The organism is Psychrobacter sp. Rd 27.2 (assembly GCF_001921755.1).
Taxonomy (GTDB): Bacteria; Pseudomonadota; Gammaproteobacteria; order Pseudomonadales; family Moraxellaceae; genus Psychrobacter; species Psychrobacter celer.
On the sequence record NZ_MRYB01000001.1, the window covers coordinates 1 to 17,396 of the forward strand.

Here is a 17,396-nt window from a genome sequence, read left to right on the forward strand (position 1 = left end):
TACGTTTCGCTATCCGTGAAGGTGGCCGTACGGTAGGTGCTGGTGTGGTAGCTAACGTTAAAAACTAAGCGATACTGCTCTCAGCGCAAGCTGACACAAAGTATTGAGTAGTGAAAAGCCATCCTTTATAGGGTGGCTTTTTTTGTGGGAATTGTAGGGGTTATGGGGGTTTATTAAAAAGGGGCGGGAAGGTGGTACTTCATAAAAGTATGTTTTTTAAAGCTATAACTATCAATAACTACAGTAAGTAAAAATACCGTTCTTTTTGTTTTTAGTCTATTGTGTTTTTTATGAGAGCTTGCTATATTAACGCTGCTTCTAATAAGTCAGTTGGGACATCGATTTTTACTTATTTATTTACTTAAGTAAGACTGATGTAGCCGCAAAATGACTAAGAGCAAAGCTCGGTAAAAATGATAATTTTACCGCTAAGGGCTTGCATTCTATGCTAAATATTGTATAATGCTGTCCTTTACACCCATAGGCGATTGGCTCAATTGGTAGAGCATCGGTCTCCAAAACCGAGGGTTGTAGGTTCGAGTCCTACATCGCCTGCCATCTTCTTATCACATCTTTGTTGTACCTCACCATCTCCGAAGCGAGTTCTTTATGAGCAATAATCAAGATAACCTCGAGAATAAGTTATCTGATGCCAAGGCGACGGCGAGCTCGATGCTGACTAAAGGTAAGCACGTCTCAGCAGGCAATAAGACCACTGCGGTCGAGGTTGCTAAGACAGGCTCAATCAAAGATTTGGTTTTGTGGCTTGTAGCCGCAGTAGTATTAATTGCAGCAACATTGGTCAATCAGTATTTACCCGGTTATTGGCAGCCAGCCAACGATGTCTGGGTGCGTATTGGCATCATTGTTGCTTTAGTTGTGGTTGCTTTGGTGTGTTTGGCCTTAACCCATCAGGGTCGCGCTTTTAAAATTTTACTAAAAGACGCTGCGGTTGAGCTACGCCGAGTGACCTGGCCGAGTAAAGACGAAACCTTTCAATACACATGGCAAGTGCTTGTCGTGATTGCGATTGTTGGGTTCTTTATTTGGTTGTTGGATAACTTTTTTAATTGGTTCGTTGGTATCTTTATTGGCTAGTCACACGTATTAGTGGGCAAGACCAAAATGGACAGATAACGACTTATTTATAATGATCAGGAGCGTGATATGCGTTGGTATATTGTCCAAGCATTTTCAGGATATGAAAAGCAAGTACAGCGTTCATTAACTGATCGTATCAACCGCAGTGAGTTTGCTGATTCGTTCGGTGATGTGTTGGTGCCGACAGAAGAAGTCGTCGAAATGAAAGACGGCAAAAAGCGTAAGAGTGAGCGTAAATTCTTTCCAGGATATGTATTGATCCAGATGGAAATGAATGACAACACGTGGCACATCGTCAAAGACTGTCCACGTATTATGGGCTTTATTGGCGGTACGCCAGAGATGCCAGCACCTATCACGCAGGCAGAAGCGGATCGTATTTTGAACCGTCTGAATCAGACTGAAGCTGACCCACGTCCTAAGACGCTCTTTGAGCCAGGCGAAGAATTATTGGTCATTGATGGTCCATTCACTGACTTTAAAGGGTTGGTAGAAAAAGTGGATTATGAAAAGTCTAAACTACATCTGACCGTAAACGTATTTAATAGGCCGACTCAGGTCGAGCTTGAGTTTAGTAAAGTTGAAAAACTAGACTAAACCTATAAAGTTCATTAACCGGGGAGCTGTTTTTCGACAAGGTTTCTACCATGTTGATTTGGCGCTATCACCCATTTAGGAGAATATCATGGCTAAGAAGATTGATGGTTACATCAAACTGCAAGTGCCTGCAGGTAAAGCAAACCCTTCACCACCGATTGGTCCAGCTTTGGGTCAAAAAGGCGTGAACATCATGGCGTTCTGTAAAGAATTTAACGCTGCGACTTCATCTCAAGAGCCGGGTCTGCCGATCCCAACTGAGATCACTGTTTATAGCGATAAATCTTTTACTTTCATCATGAAGTCACCACCAGCTGCGTTTTTACTACGTAAAGCTGCTGGTATCACGAAAGGTTCTGGTACGCCAAACACCGCAAAAGTCGGTAAAGTTGACCGTGCACAACTAGAAGAAATCGTGAAAACTAAAGACGCAGATTTGACTGCTGCTGATCTTGACGCTGCTGTTCGTACCATCGCTGGTACCGCTCGTTCAATGGGTATTACCGTGGAGGGTGTGTAAATGAGTAAACTTACTAAGCGTCAAAAGCTAATCGCTGATCGCGTTGAAAACGAAAAGCTATACACTCTTGAAGAAGCGGTGCAAATCCTAAACGATTTGCCACCTTTGAAGTTCAAAGAGTCTATCGACATCGCAGTAAACTTGGGCGTTGACCCACGTAAATCTGACCAAGTCGTTCGCGGTGCTACCAACCTACCTGCGGGTACTGGTAAAACCAAACGCGTTGCCGTATTCGCTCAAGGCGCTGCTGCTGAAGCCGCCAAAGAAGCTGGTGCAGACGTTGTAGGGTTTGAAGACCTAGCAGAAGACATTAAAGCCGGTAACATGGACTTTGACGTTGTTATCGCAGCTCCAGATGCGATGCGTGTGGTGGGTCAACTAGGTACTATCCTAGGTCCACGTGGCCTAATGCCTAACCCAAAAGTTGGTACAGTAACGCCAAACGTTGCGGAAGCTGTGGCCAATGCCAAAGCTGGTCAAGCACAGTATCGTGTTGACAAAGCGGGTATCATTCACACCACTATCGGTCAAGTTGGTTTCACGACTGAACAAGTTACCCAAAACGTTCAAGCATTGATCTCAGATCTAAAACGCGCTAAGCCTGCGACGTCTAAAGGTACATTCATTAAGAAAATCACCTTGTCTAGCACCATGGGCCCAGGCATCACTATCGATCCTGTTCCTTATCGCGTGGCTAAATAGTTTTTTGTATAAAAATTACTCGATATTCAACGATTTTGAATAAAGAGTCTATATTGTTTTAAAGAATTAGGTCAGCGTAGCAAACGCTATGCTGTCTAAGACCGTAGGTAGAGAGCGGTTTTACGTCATTATTAAGTGGTCTTTTGATAGCTAGTGATGACGGTAAGCTGCTTTTGTTAATCGACGACAGATGAAAATCTTAGTTGTCCTACGCAGACGGTGACCCACCCAGTTGTTGATAAGAGCCGATAAACCGGTATTTATACCAAGCTATCACTCGATGTCAGTCTGATAACGGTGCCGTAATCAGTCGTTATGAATAAACTCTATTTTTAGAAGTTATGAATAACGTGTCGTATCAAGTCAATCTTAGCTGATCGTTTTTAACTAAAAGATGAGCGGATTGATAAGATTAAAGGAGTCAACTTATGGCATTAACGCTAGAACAAAAACAACAAGTTGTGGCTGAAGTGTCTGAAGTTGCTGCTAATGCTTACTCAGCAGTAGCTGCCGAATATCACGGTATTGGTGTTGCACAGCTTACTAAGCTGCGCGAACAAGCTCGTGAAAAAGGCGTCGTTTTGAAAGTGGTGAAAAACACCCTAGCAAAACGCGCATTTGAAGGCACTAATTTTGAGAGCATGTCAGACCGTATGACTGGTCCACTACTTTTGGCTTTCTCTATGGAAGATTTGGGTTCTGCTGCCAGAGTCGTTTTCGACTTTAGCAAAGAAAACAAAGCGTTAGAGACCAAAATAGTATCAGTCGGTGGTGAAGTTTATGGTCCAGAAGAGCTAGAGCGCGTATCGAAGCTACCAACTCGCGACGAAGCAATCTCTATCTTGATGGCAACTATGAACGCACCAGTGACCAAGCTTGTCCAGACTATGAACGCTGTTCCTGGCAAGTTCGTTCGCACTGTAGCGGCAATCAAAGACGCAAAAGAAGCTGCTTAATTGCTTGTTTTAACGTAACTTTGACATCGCTGGTTGTACTGTATTGCCAACTCTATTTGCATATTTGGCAAACAATCAAAGCGATATTAAAATCAATTAATTTTTATCAGATAACGGAGAGTTCTCATGGCACTATCTAAAGAAGATGTGTTAAACGCAATCGCTGAAATGTCAGTAATGGACATCGTTGAGCTAATCAGCGATATGGAAGAAAAATTCGGCGTAACTGCTGCTGTTGCTGCTGCTGCACCTGCTGCCGCTGCTGCTGGTCCAGCTGCTGAAGAAAAAGACGAGTTTGACGTTGTTCTTGCTAGCTTCGGCGACAAGAAAGTTGGCGTTATCAAAGCCGTACGTGAAGCAACTGGTCTTGGCCTAAAAGAAGCAAAAGATTTGGTTGAAAGTGCTCCAGCACCAATCAAAGAAGGCGCATCTAAAGCCGAAGCTGAAGAGTTGAAAAAGAAACTTGAAGAAGCTGGTGCAACTGTTGAACTAAAATAAGTTTAACGCTGTACGAAAAAAAAGCTGGTAATGCCTTGCATTGCCAGCTTTTTTTTACTATAATTCGTAGCTTGACCTTTTGTGTCTGCCAACATACGTATGCAACATCACGGTGGATACCCATCAAAAGGACAGACGATATACATGCAAGCACACATGCCAGTTTTTAAAATCAGTGATATGAGCTAAACGTCTTGAGATGTTTGGCGTTTTTTTGTGTCTGCATGCTTTTCCATTAACGCTATAGTTTACACTGATTCTAAAAGTTATAGTTATCCCCAATATTATTAGTTCTAATAAGCTGTTTATCTTAGGTTATTCATTTTGCATGGTTGTACTGTCAGTATGTAGGCTCGTAGACGGTAGATATCAGCGACGATATTGGTTTTGATGAGTGACAGCTGATGGGGTTTTGGCTGGATGGTTTAGGTAAAAGACCTAGATGCTGATGACAAAACTTGATAAGGGTGCTAAGCCGGCACTGGTAGTAAAGTAGTCATTAACAAAAGATATAAACTGAACACGAACACCTGTTTTATATTAACGTTTACGTTGCTATGTTTGCATAGTATTTATGCACGCATGCCACGCTTTTAATTTGTTTCCACGTTTACTGTAAGGACTCTCGATGGCATATTCTTATACTGAAAAAAAGCGTATTCGCAAAAGTTTTGCTGAATTGCCCACTGTAATGGACATTCCCTATTTACTGTCTATTCAAGTAGATTCTTATGAGCAATTTTTGCAAGAGCACAAAAAGCCGAAAGCTCGTGAGAATACTGGTCTACAAGCTGCCTTTTCATCTATTTTTCCGATTGAGAGTCATTCTGGTAATGCAGAGCTACAATTCGTTGAATATTACTTAGGCGAGCCTGAGTTTGATGAGCGTGAGTGTATCTTGCGTGGCTCAACGTTTGCAGCACCGATGCGTGTCAAGATCCGTTTGATTATCAAGGACAAAGACAGCAAAGACAAAGACAGTAAAGCGGCGATCAAAGACATCCGTGAGCAAAGCGTCTATATGGGCGAGATGCCACTGATGACTGATAACGGTACCTTTATTATCAACGGTACTGAGCGTGTCATCGTATCACAGTTGCACCGCTCGCCTGGTGTGTTCTTTGATCATGATAAAGGTAAGTCGCACTCAAGTGGTAAGGTGCTTTATAACGCTCGTATCATTCCTTATCGCGGCTCATGGCTTGACTTTGAATTTGATGCTAAAGACTTAGTTTTTGCTCGTATTGACCGTCGTCGTAAATTACTTGCGTCTATTATCTTACGTGCGCTTGGTTTGACGACCTCTGAAATCTTAGACTTGTTCTTTGATAAAGTAAAAGTCTATAAGGGTGAAGAGCAGTTTGAGATTGATCTGGTCGCTGATCGTCTGCGCGGCGAGATGGCGCAGTTCGATATCGTGTCACCTGATGGTGATGTCATCGTCGAGCAGGGCAAACGTATCAATGCTCGCCGTATCCGTCAGTTAGAGCAAGCGGGTATGACGAAAATTGCTGTGCCTGATGAATATCTATACGAGCGCATCTTGGCTGAAGATATCGTGGTCAATGGTGAAGTGATTGCTCATGCCAATACGCTCATCGATCATGAATTACTGGTCAAGCTCAGTGCGTTCGAAGCCAGTGATGCACTCAAAGAGTTTAGCATTTTGTTCACCAACGATATCGATCAAGGCAGTTATATCGCCGATACGCTACGTGCTGATACCACTTCTAGCCGTGAAGAAGCATTGATTGAGATCTACAAAGTCATGCGCCCAGGTGAGCCACCAACGGTTGAGACTGCTGAAAAGCTGTTTGAGAGTATGTTCTTTAACGCCGATCGTTATGACTTGTCAAACGTCGGTCGTATGAAGTTTAACCGTCGCCTAGGTCTTGAGTTTGAGGACACTGACGACGCTGATATCCAGCGTGCGCGTAGTGTGTTGACCAATGATGACATCATCAATGTGTTAAAAGAGCTGATTGAGATTCGTAATGGTCGCGGTGAAGTCGACGATATCGATCACTTAGGTAACCGCCGTATTCGTTCAGTGGGCGAGATGGCAGAGAACCAGTTCCGCGTTGGCCTTGTGCGCGTAGAGCGTGCGGTCAAAGAGCGTCTGTCGTCAGCTGAATCTGATAACTTATCGCCACAAGATTTGATCAACTCAAAACCAGTAGCAGCTGCTGTCAAAGAGTTCTTTGGCTCAAGTCAGTTGTCACAGTTTATGGACCAAAACAACCCATTGTCTGAAGTCACGCATAAGCGCCGTGTATCCGCGCTTGGCCCAGGTGGTCTGACCCGTGAGCGTGCAGGATTTGAAGTACGTGACGTTCATGACACCCATTATGGCCGTGTCTGTCCGATTGAGACGCCTGAAGGTCCAAACATTGGTCTGATTAACTCACTAGCGACCTTTGCCAAAACCAACAGCTTTGGTTTCTTAGAAACGCCTTATCGCCGTGTGGTTGATGGCAAAGTAACTGACCAGATCGAATACTTATCTGCCATCGAAGAAGTTGGTACGGTCATTGCTCAAGCAGATTCGCCAGTGAATGAAAATGGTGAGCTGAGCGATGAGATGGTCAGCGTGCGTAGCTATGGTGAATTTGTCCGTATGCCACCAGAAAAGGTGACGCATATGGATGTGTCACCAAGTCAGGTAGTATCGGTCGCCGCAGGGTTGATTCCATTCCTAGAGCATGATGATGCCAACCGTGCATTGATGGGTTCAAACATGCAGCGTCAGGCGGTTCCGACGCTACGTGCGGATAAGCCGTTAGTGGGTACGGGTATGGAGCGTCACGTCGCGCGTGACTCTGGCGTATGTGTGATCGCCAAGCGTGGCGGTGTGATCGAAGACGTCGATGCCTCACGTATCGTCGTGCGTGTCAACGAAGAGGAGATGGTCGCGGGCGAAGCGGGTATCGATATCTATAACTTGATCAAATACACGCGCTCAAACCAAAATACTTGTATCAACCAGCGCATCATTGTCAACCAAGGCGACGAAATCGCATCAGGGGATATTCTAGCAGATGGCCCATCAACCGATTTGGGTGAGTTGGCGCTTGGTCAAAACATTCGTATCGCCTTTATGCCGTGGAATGGTTATAACTTCGAAGACTCGATTTTGCTTTCTGAAAAAGTCGTCAAAGAAGATCGTTTTACTACCATTCATATTCAAGAGTTGACTTGTGTGGCGCGTGATACCAAGCTTGGAACAGAGGAAATCACTGCTGATATTCCAAACGTTGGTGAAGCGGCGCTCTCAAACCTTGATGAAGCAGGTATCGTTTATATCGGTGCTGAAGTAGACGCAGGCGACATCTTGGTTGGTAAAGTCACACCAAAAGGCGAGACGCAGCTCACGCCAGAAGAGAAATTGCTACGGGCTATCTTTGGTGAAAAAGCCGCGGATGTAAAAGACACCTCACTGCGAGTGCCAACATCAAGTAAAGGTACGGTCATCGACGTACAAGTCTTTACCCGTGATGGCGTCGAAAAAGATGCGCGTGCCAAAGCAATCGAGAAGTCGCAGCTCGATAGCTATCGTAAAGATTTAAAAGAAGAGCTACGTATCTTTGAAGAAGCGGCTCGCGGCCGTATCGGCACCTTGCTTGATGGTCAAAAAGTCAGTGGCGGTGCTGGTCTAAAAGCCGGTACAGTCATGGCGTTGGCTGACATGAAAGAGATGAGCCTTGAGACGCTGCTTGATATCCAGCCAGTCGAAGAAGAGATCTCTGAGCGTCTCACGCAGATCGCTGATTACTTGGTCGATAAGCAAAAAGACATCGATGTGAAATTTGCAGAGAAAAAACGCAAATTAACGGCTGGTGATGACTTGCAGCATGGCGTCCAAAAAATCGTTAAAGTCTATCTGGCGGTGAAACGTCGTATCCAGCCAGGGGATAAAATGGCCGGTCGTCATGGTAACAAAGGTGTGGTATCACGCATCATGCCAGTCGAAGACATGCCGTATGATGAGCATGGCAATACCGTTGACATCGTATTGAACCCGCTAGGTGTACCATCGCGTATGAACATCGGTCAGGTGCTTGAGACGCATTTGGGTATGGCGGCCAAAGGCTTGGGTGAAAAGATTGACGGTATGCTAAAAGCGCAAGCGGCAATCAAAGAGTTACGTGAGTTTTTAGATAAGATTTACAACCAAGTCGGCGGTGAGTCAGTCGATCTAGACAGCTTGTCTGATGATGATATCTTGGCATTAGCAGACAATCTACGTGATGGCGTGCCGATGGGTACAGCAGTGTTTGATGGTGCTCACGAGTATCAAGTCAAAGACTTGCTAGAGCTTGCTGGTATGGATCGTGATGGTCAGCAAACCTTGTATGATGGCCGTACCGGTCAGAAGTTTGACCGTAAAGTGACCGTGGGTTACATGTATATGCTCAAGCTTAACCACTTGGTCGATGACAAGATGCACGCGCGCTCAACGGGTTCTTACTCACTGGTCACCCAGCAGCCACTAGGCGGTAAAGCACAGTTCGGTGGTCAGAGATTCGGTGAGATGGAAGTATGGGCACTAGAAGCGTACGGCGCAACCTACACGTTGCAAGAGATGCTGACAGTGAAATCAGATGACGTCGAAGGCCGTACCCGTATGTACAAAAACATCGTCGATGGTGAGCAGTACATGGATCCAGGTATGCCTGAGTCATTCAACGTACTGACCAAAGAAATCAAATCACTGGGTATTAATATTGAGTTAAAACAAAGCAACTAAACCCAAAGCAGAAAGATTGCTGTTTAACCTAGTTGTCAACCAAAAGTAGTACGCTTATGGCGACTACTTTTGGTGATTTGTCTCAACCCGATTCATTGCCTTCATTCATCTAACTTGGCGTCGACAATATGCTGTTAGATGATTATAAAGATAACGGAGAAGCAACTTGAAAGATTTACTCGATATCATGCAAAGCCCTACCGCTAGCGGTAATCAAGAGTTTGATAGTATTCAAATTACCTTAGCCGCCCCTGATGTGGTTAAGTCGTGGTCACATGGTGAAGTTAAAAAGCCAGAAACAATCAACTACCGTACGTTTAAGCCTGAGCGTGACGGTCTATTTTGTGCCAAAATTTTTGGCCCAGTCAAAGACTTTGAATGTTTGTGCGGCAAGTACAAACGCCGTAAGTTTCAAGGCGTTATCTGTGAGAAGTGTGGCGTAGAAGTCACCACTGCCAAAGTTCGCCGTGATCGTATGGGTCACATTGATCTTGCAAGCCCTGTTGCGCACATTTGGTTCTTAAAATCTCTGCCAAGCCGCATCGGTCTACTGCTCGACATGACCCTACGCGATATCGAACGCGTTCTATACTTTGAGAGCTATATCGTCACTGAGCCTGGCCTGACTTCTTTAGAGAAGTACCAGCTGCTCGATGATGAAGACTACTACAAAGCCCTAGAAGAGTTCGGTGACGAATTCACTGCCAAAATGGGTGCAGAAGCGGTACAAGACCTGCTCAAAGACATCGATATCGATATCGAGATTGATGAGCTGCGCGAAGCGATCCCGCAAACAGGCTCTGAAACCAAGCTCAAAAAGATGTCTAAGCGCCTAAAACTATTAGAAGCGTTCCGTGACTCGAACAACAAGCCTGAGTGGATGGTAATGAATATCTTACCAGTATTGCCACCAGACTTGCGCCCACTGGTACCACTAGAAGGCGGCCGTTTTGCGACATCAGATCTAAACGATCTGTATCGCCGCGTCATCAACCGTAACAACCGTCTAAAGCGTCTGCTCGAGCTAAGTGCACCTGATATCATCGTACGTAACGAAAAACGTATGCTACAAGAATCAGTCGATGCCTTGCTTGATAACGGTCGCCGTGGTCGTGCAATTACTGGTAGTAACAAGCGTCCATTGAAATCTTTGGCAGATATGATCAAAGGTAAGCAAGGCCGTTTCCGTCAAAACTTACTTGGTAAACGTGTTGACTACTCTGGTCGTTCGGTCATCGTGGTTGGTCCGACCCTGCGTCTGCATCAGTGTGGTCTACCGAAGAAAATGGCACTTGAGTTGTTCAAGCCATTTACTTACAACAAGCTACTATCGCATGGCTTAGCCACAACGATTAAAGCTGCCAAAAAGATGGTAGAGCGTGAAGAGCCGCAAGTATGGGATATGCTGGCCATGGTTATCCGTGAGCATCCAGTCCTACTAAACCGTGCGCCAACGCTTCACCGTTTGGGTTTACAGGCATTTGAGCCGGTGCTTATTGAAGGTAAAGCGATCCAATTGCATCCGCTGGTTTGTACCGCGTTTAACGCTGACTTTGATGGTGACCAAATGGCCGTACACGTGCCATTGACGCTAGAAGCTCAGCTCGAATCGCGCGCATTGATGATGTCAACCAACAACATCCTATCGCCAGCCAACGGTGATCCAATCATCGTACCCTCACAGGACGTTGTACTTGGTCTGTATTACATTAGCCGCTCGTCGATCAATGCCAAAGGCGAAGGCATGATATTTTCGACCGTCAACGAAGCTTTGCGTGCCATTGGTTCAAACGACTTGCATGTCAACGCAAAAATCAAAGTGCGTGTGACAGAAACGCACGTCGATGCAGAGGGCAACGAAAGCAAAGAAGTCACTCTAAAAGATACAGTGGCTGGTCGTTTGCTTATCTGGAACATCATGCCACAAGGCATGTCGTTTGATGAGTGCAACCAAGAGATGACCAAAAAGAACATCTCGCGTTTGATCAACTCTTGCTACCGTAAAGTCGGCGTCAAAGAAAGTGTCATGTTTGCTGACCAATTGATGTATCTTGGTTTTGCTCAAGCGACATTATCAGGCGTATCAATCGGTATCGATGATATGGTGATTCCGCCGCTGAAAAAACAAATCATCGAAACCGCCGAAGCGGAAGTTCGCGAAATCGAAGATCAGTTTGAGCAAGGTTTTGTGACTGCAGGTGAGCGTTATAACAAAGTCGTCGATATCTGGTCGCGTACCAACGATAAAGTCGCTAAAGCGATGATGGATAACTTAGCGACCGATAAAGTCATCAATGCCCAAGGCGAAGAAGACGAGCAAAAATCATTTAACTCTATCTTTATCATGTCAGACTCTGGTGCTCGTGGTAGTGCCGCGCAGATTCGTCAGCTTGCTGGTATGCGTGGTTTGATGGCAAAACCAGATGGCTCAATCATTGAGACACCGATTAAAGCTAACTTCCGCGAAGGTTTGACCGTACTACAGTACTTTATCTCGACGCACGGTGCGCGTAAAGGTCTTGCTGATACTGCCCTAAAAACGGCTAACTCAGGTTACCTAACACGTCGCTTGGTCGATGTGGCGCAAGATTTGGTTGTGACCAGCGAAGACTGTGGCACCGAAGAAGGCTTGCTCATGAAGCCGCATATCCAAGGTGGTGAGATCATCGAAAAACTCGGTGAGCTTGTTCTTGGCCGTGTGACCGCGCGTGATGTGACGTATAATGACGATCCGTCAAAAGTCTTGATTCCAGCGGGTACGTTGATCGATGAGCATTGGGTAAATGTACTAGACAACAACGCCATTGATGACATCTGGGTACGTTCAGTGATCACCTGTGAAGTTGAGCATGGCGTGTGTTCACAGTGTTATGGTCGTGATCTGGCTCGTGGTCATAAGGTCAATATTGGTGAGTCAGTCGGTGTCATGGCAGCGCAGTCAATTGGTGAGCCTGGTACCCAGTTGACCATGCGTACCTTCCACGTGGGCGGGGCGGCAAGCTCAGCATCTGTGGACAACAGCATCTCAGCACGTAATGCAGGTCAAGTGCATTTTGAAAACATGAAAACGGTTGAACACACTGATGGCCACTTGGTTATCGTCTCGCGTTCAGCAGAGCTTGCGCTGACCGATGAGCTTGGTCGTGAGCGTGAGCGCTATAAAGTGCCTTATGGTTCAAGCGTTCTGGTGAAAAACGAAGAGCAAGTCGAAGGTGGCCAGACCATCGCTAAATGGGATCCACACACGCACCCAATTATCACAGAGTTTGCCGGTACGGCACGCTTTAGCGATATCATTGATGGTTCGACAGCGACGGTCAAAGTCGATGATGCAACGGGTATGAGCTCATTTGAGATTTTAGCGACTCGTGACCGCTCAAGCTCGGCTAAAGATTTGCGTCCTGCTATCATCTTGAATACGGATGAAGGCAAAGAAGTGGTTTATTTCTTGCCAGCGGAAACCATCATCCGCGTCAGCGACGGTGAAAAAGTAGCCGCAGGTTCGGTATTAGGCCGTGTACCACAAGCGTCATCAGGTACCAAGGATATTACCGGTGGTCTACCACGTGTGGCTGATTTGTTTGAAGCACGTCGTCCAAAAGATCATGCAATCATGGCAGAGATGACTGGTGTGGTCAGCTTTGGTAAAGAAACCAAAGGGAAAAATCGCTTTATCATCACCAATGAAGATGGTGAGGTACATGAAGAGCTAATCCCGAAATGGCGTCAGATCAACGTTTTCGAAAACGAAACCGTTGCTCGCGGTGAGATCATCGCTGATGGTCCGCAAAACCCGCACGATATCTTACGTCTAAAAGGTCAAACCGCCCTTGCTGATTATATCGTCAACGAAGTACAGGACGTCTATCGTCTGCAAGGTGTAAAAATCAACGATAAGCACATCGAAGTTATTATTCGTCAGATGCTGCGCAAAGTTGAAGTGACTGATGGCGGTGATTCAAACCACTTTAAAGGCGATCAGGTCGAGTACGCGGATATCAAAGCGTTAAATAGCAAACTTGAAGCCGAAGGTAAGTTCCCAGTACAGTACGAGCGTCAATTGCTTGGTATCACCAAAGCAAGTCTGGCAACAGAAAGCTTTATCTCAGCGGCGTCGTTCCAGGAGACTACTCGTGTCTTAACTGCTGCTGCGGTAACAGGTAAAGTTGATGAGCTACGTGGTCTAAAAGAAAACGTGGTCGTTGGTCGCTTGATTCCTGCTGGTACGGGGCTTGCTTATCACAAAGCCCGTAAAGAAAAAGCAGAGCAAAAACTACAAGAGTCAGATCTAAACGCAGCTTTTGATATGACGGCCAGCACCGATAGTAAAGACTTTGCAAGCTTTGATGAAGCCTTTGCGCAAGAGCTAAATCAAGATAATTAATTGTCTTTGATGTCTTATCACTCTCAAAAAAGCCAGCCTATGTTGCTGGCTTTTTTGTGCACGTACAAAAGTCAGAAAGACGTGGTACTGTTATCCAAAAAAATAGTACACTGGAAAACAAGCTCCCACTTATATCTTATAGAAGGATAAATTGCCAATGGCTGGTAAAACCCGTGTTGCCAAATATCAAGCAGACCGCACCAATCAAAAGCTGTATTTTTGTCGTCTTGCCTGCCAAGCGGCGGACAGTAGTAGTGATAAGCAGCTATATCAGGCGCATTGTGAAACCGCTATTTTTCATTTATATGGTGCGTTGTTGGCTTTTACTCAGGAGCTTGGACATTTTTATGGTTTAAACATGACAGCGCCGACATTGTGCGACATCGAGCAAGCGCTAAGTGCGCGCACGCAGGTATCGCCTGAAGTCCAGCGTTTACAACAGTTGCAGCAGCAGGGCTTTGTGGCCAACATAGAGCGCGCGTATCAGCGTAGTTTGTATGCGGTACCGCCAGATACAGTGATTGATGAGACGCTAAGTGCGAGTAGAGATACGGCAAAAGCGACTGATCTTATTGTCAACGTTGTGACGTTATCGAATCAGTGGCTACCAGATGAAGCAACCATACGTGAGTGGCGTCAGCAGCTCTTAGAGCTGATAGAGCAGCTGCGTGCGGGTATGGTTGAGTTTTAACCACCCTGATCCATGCTGTTGTTTAACGGCTTTTTGGCCCTACCTTATACAAGAGCATCAAGAAAAAAAGCGTGTTTGATCATGGTCAAACACGCTTTTATATAAAGTCACGCTTTCATATAACGTATAGTCAGTTCGAAATAAAGTCGATAGGCCCAAATTAACGTGCAACTGATATACATTTTTCTTACTTACTGTGTCTACGTTGACAGATGCTGAGCAAAACTCATACCAGCTGCACTGTATCGGTTTTAAAGTGAATTAACCATACTAGGGCGTGTCCTCAATTCAATCGATAGCCATCTAAATGGGCTAAAAATGGCTAAATCTGGCCAAACGGTGTCAAATAGCTGACTAATATCTCGATATTACCTGTGCTATTTTCCTTGTTTGACGGCGACTTATCTCATTTTTATCGCCATTTTTAAAATGAGGACACACCCTAGAGCTTGGGTTATTCAGGCATGGCTGGCATACGCTCCACCGGGGTTACCGATAGCGGATTTTGCGGTACGCTATCATGACGCGTCGTTGGTGCTGGACGCTCGTCTTCGACCGGCTCAGGTGCTGGCGGCTTGCGCTGCTGGGTGCTGGTTTTGACAGGTTTTTCTGATGCAGTGTCGGCAGGCGTATTATCGTCTTCATCGCTGGTAACGATACCATCATCCGTCATTTCTATGATTTTTTGTTTTTGTTTTTTGGATTTTGAGCGATTATTGATAGAGACCCATTGATGAGGGGTGTCTTTGAGCTGGGCTTTCATAAAGTCAATCCATACTGGTAGCGCTGCCACCCCGCCGTATTCGCGCCGACCCATGGTCGATGGTTGGTCAAAGCCCATCCAGACGACGGTTGCGTTACTGGGATGAAACCCTGCAAACCAAGCGTCTTTTGCTTCGTTGGTGGTACCAGTTTTACCACCGATATCATCACGTCCCAGTGCTTTTGCTCTTCTGGCCGTGCCATGCTGTACAACATCACGTAATATGTCTGCCATCTCAAAGGCCACTCTAGGCTTTAAGATACGCGGTGCTTGTTTGGCCATCACGTACTGTACTGCAGGCGCTTTTAGGCGATCTGATTGCGGACTGGCATCATAGATACGGCTTTGATCGCTCTGTGTACTTGCTTCGGCATCACTGTCTTTTGAGTCTGCTGCTGCATCTACAGTTGCCGCTTGTTCGAGCGCGCTATCATAGTCTTCTAGCAGTTTTTTGTTGACGCGTTCTAGTTGCTCATTAAAACATGAGGCGCAGGCTTGCTGCGGGTTGGCTTGAAAAAGCAGTTTGTTATTGTAGTTATAAATTTGCTCAATAAAATAAGGCTGTACACGGTGACCGCCATTGGCAAAGGTTGCATAAGCGGTGGCCATCTGTAGCGGTGTCGCTTGCCCTGTACCCAATGCCAACGATAGGGTAGTTGGCAGCTTTTCTTTATCGAGACCGAACTCGTCTAATAATGTACGAGTATCAGAGATACCGACGGCCTGTAACAGACGGATAGAGACAAGGTTACGCGATAGATACAAACCGCGACGTAAGGTGATGTCTCCTAAAAAACGCCCGTCAGAGTTTTTGGGTTTCCAGTCTCCAACTTGGATAGGGCGGTCTGAGACGATACTATCAGGGCGATAGCCTTTTTCTAGGGCTGCGGTATAGACTAGAGGCTTGATGGTAGAGCCAGGTTGTCGCCAGCCTTGCAGCGCTCGGTTAAACTTACTGTGATTAAAATCAAAACCACCGACCAAAGCATTGAGCGCGCCTGTTTCTGGGTTTAATGAAACCAGACTGCCTTGTATGTCAGGAATTTGAGCCAGCTGCCAGCGGTTGCTCGCTGTCGGAATCAGGCGCACAATATCGTTTTTACTGACGACTTGGCTGGCATTACTTGGATAATAACCGATACGATCGGCAGAGATGTATTTGCGCGCCCAGCTCATCCCAGACCAGTTAACCGTCACCGTCTCACCCGAGGGGATAGTGGCCTCAAAACTACGAGCATTTACTTTTGTCACTTTGGCAGGTGATAGGTTACTATACCGACGGAAGTTCTCTAATGGCTCATCATTCGCTTCAGCGCCGCGCCATCCATGGCGATGCTCATAAGCGATGAGACCTTTGAGTACGGCGGCCTCTGCATCGGTTTGTGCTTTGCTATCGACGGTCAGACGTACGCGCCAGCCGCCATGCATGACCTGCTCACCGTAGCGATTTACTAAGGTAGAGCGTGCCATCTCTGCCAAATAAGGCATATTAACATCGAGTTTTTCTTGATAAAGCTTGATGCCGATGGGGGAGCTGACTGCCTCATCATGCTGCGCTTGACTGATATAACCCAGCTCATGCATACGGCCAATGATCCAGTTGCGGCGGGTCAGGGCGCGCTCAGGATTGGCGACAGGATTGTACTTAGAAGGGGCTTTTGGCAGACCTGCCAGCATTGCCATCTCTGCAATGGTGAGGTTGTCTAGTGACTTACTATAGTATTTTTTGGCGGCCGCACGGATGCCGTAAGCGCCTTCACCCAAATAAATCTTATTGACATAAAGGGTCAAAATGTCGTTTTTACTGAGCTGATCTTCTATTTTACGGGCTAAAAATAGCTCAGTTAGTTTACGATTTAAGGTACGCTCTGGGCTCAAAAAGTAGTTTTTGGCCACCTGCATGGTGATGGTTGAGCCACCTGTTTGACTATCATCATCGGTCACCACTTCGGTGACCGCGCGACCTAGACCTTTAATGCTGATACCACTGTGCTGGAAAAAAGACGCATCTTCTGCGGCCAAAAAAGCATGAGTCAAATCTTCAGGGATTTCCTCAAAAGTGATCGGCAATGATAAACGATTGCCGTATTGACCGATGAGTTTGTCATCACTACTATATATCTGCAATGGCATTTCTAGCGTTGCGGTCTTTATCTCTTGCGTACTTGGCAGGGTAGGCGATAAATACATGGCCATGCCATAAAAGCCAATAGGAACTGCCATTGCCAAGATGACCGCCAAGGCTAAACAAGCAATAAATAGCCCTACCAAAAAGTGAATAATGTGAGCAGTAGCATTTTTTTTGGCCATAATAAGACTTATTAATTAATGATTTGCAACAGGTAGTGCATTATACCTTGAACGAAATAGGGAGGTCATAATAAATGTGTAAGTTAGCCTTAATATATAATTTAAATGCTTGAATCTATCTATTAAG

Annotated in this window: 10 protein-coding genes, 1 tRNA gene and 1 pseudogene; 11 read left to right on the forward strand and 1 reads right to left on the reverse strand. The window is 45.8% G+C overall.

What is annotated here, in order from left to right; all coding sequences use genetic code 11:
* The 11 genes and pseudogenes from BTV99_RS13245 to BTV99_RS00055 all read left to right on the forward strand — a co-directional run.
* A pseudogene (locus BTV99_RS13245) lies at positions 1–68 on the forward strand (elongation factor Tu); the annotation flags it as partial.
* 414 nt (positions 69–482) lie between these two features.
* Positions 483–558, forward strand: a tRNA-Trp gene (locus BTV99_RS00010).
* 51 nt (positions 559–609) lie between these two features.
* Positions 610–1,098: a preprotein translocase subunit SecE gene (gene secE / locus BTV99_RS00015; RefSeq protein ID WP_075100321.1), complete on the forward strand. Its 489-nt coding sequence runs from the start codon at positions 610–612 to the stop codon at positions 1,096–1,098.
* Positions 1,099–1,167: 69 nt separating this feature from the next.
* The gene (nusG, locus tag BTV99_RS00020) at positions 1,168–1,698 is read left to right on the forward strand and encodes a transcription termination/antitermination protein NusG (protein ID WP_075100322.1); all 531 of its coding nucleotides are present in this window, start codon (positions 1,168–1,170) and stop codon (positions 1,696–1,698) included.
* 88 nt (positions 1,699–1,786) lie between these two features.
* Complete coding sequence (rplK, locus tag BTV99_RS00025) at positions 1,787–2,218, forward strand: 50S ribosomal protein L11 (RefSeq protein ID WP_075100323.1); 432 nt, start codon at positions 1,787–1,789, stop codon at positions 2,216–2,218.
* Positions 2,219–2,920: a 50S ribosomal protein L1 gene (gene rplA, locus BTV99_RS00030; RefSeq protein ID WP_075100324.1), complete on the forward strand. Its 702-nt coding sequence runs from the start codon at positions 2,219–2,221 to the stop codon at positions 2,918–2,920.
* 428 nt (positions 2,921–3,348) lie between these two features.
* Positions 3,349–3,876 (forward strand): 50S ribosomal protein L10, encoded by a 528-nt coding sequence (rplJ, locus tag BTV99_RS00035; protein WP_075100325.1) that lies wholly within the window; start codon positions 3,349–3,351, stop codon positions 3,874–3,876.
* A gap of 126 nt (positions 3,877–4,002) precedes the next feature.
* Positions 4,003–4,374, forward strand: coding sequence for a 50S ribosomal protein L7/L12 (gene rplL / locus BTV99_RS00040; protein ID WP_075100326.1), 372 nt, complete (start codon positions 4,003–4,005; stop codon positions 4,372–4,374).
* Positions 4,375–5,002: 628 nt separating this feature from the next.
* Positions 5,003–9,121, forward strand: a complete 4,119-nt coding sequence (rpoB, locus tag BTV99_RS00045) for a DNA-directed RNA polymerase subunit beta (protein ID WP_075100327.1) — start codon at positions 5,003–5,005, stop codon at positions 9,119–9,121.
* A 166-nt stretch (positions 9,122–9,287) separates the two neighbouring features.
* Complete coding sequence (gene rpoC, locus BTV99_RS00050) at positions 9,288–13,505, forward strand: DNA-directed RNA polymerase subunit beta' (protein WP_075100328.1); 4,218 nt, start codon at positions 9,288–9,290, stop codon at positions 13,503–13,505.
* 157 nt (positions 13,506–13,662) lie between these two features.
* The gene (locus BTV99_RS00055; protein WP_075100329.1) at positions 13,663–14,196 is read left to right on the forward strand and encodes a DUF6586 family protein; all 534 of its coding nucleotides are present in this window, start codon (positions 13,663–13,665) and stop codon (positions 14,194–14,196) included.
* A gap of 454 nt (positions 14,197–14,650) precedes the next feature.
* Here BTV99_RS00055 and BTV99_RS00060 read toward each other — a convergent pair whose 3' ends face one another.
* The gene (locus BTV99_RS00060; RefSeq protein ID WP_075100330.1) at positions 14,651–17,269 is read right to left on the reverse strand and encodes a penicillin-binding protein 1A; all 2,619 of its coding nucleotides are present in this window, start codon (positions 17,267–17,269) and stop codon (positions 14,651–14,653) included.
* Positions 17,270–17,396: the final 127 nt, after the last annotated feature.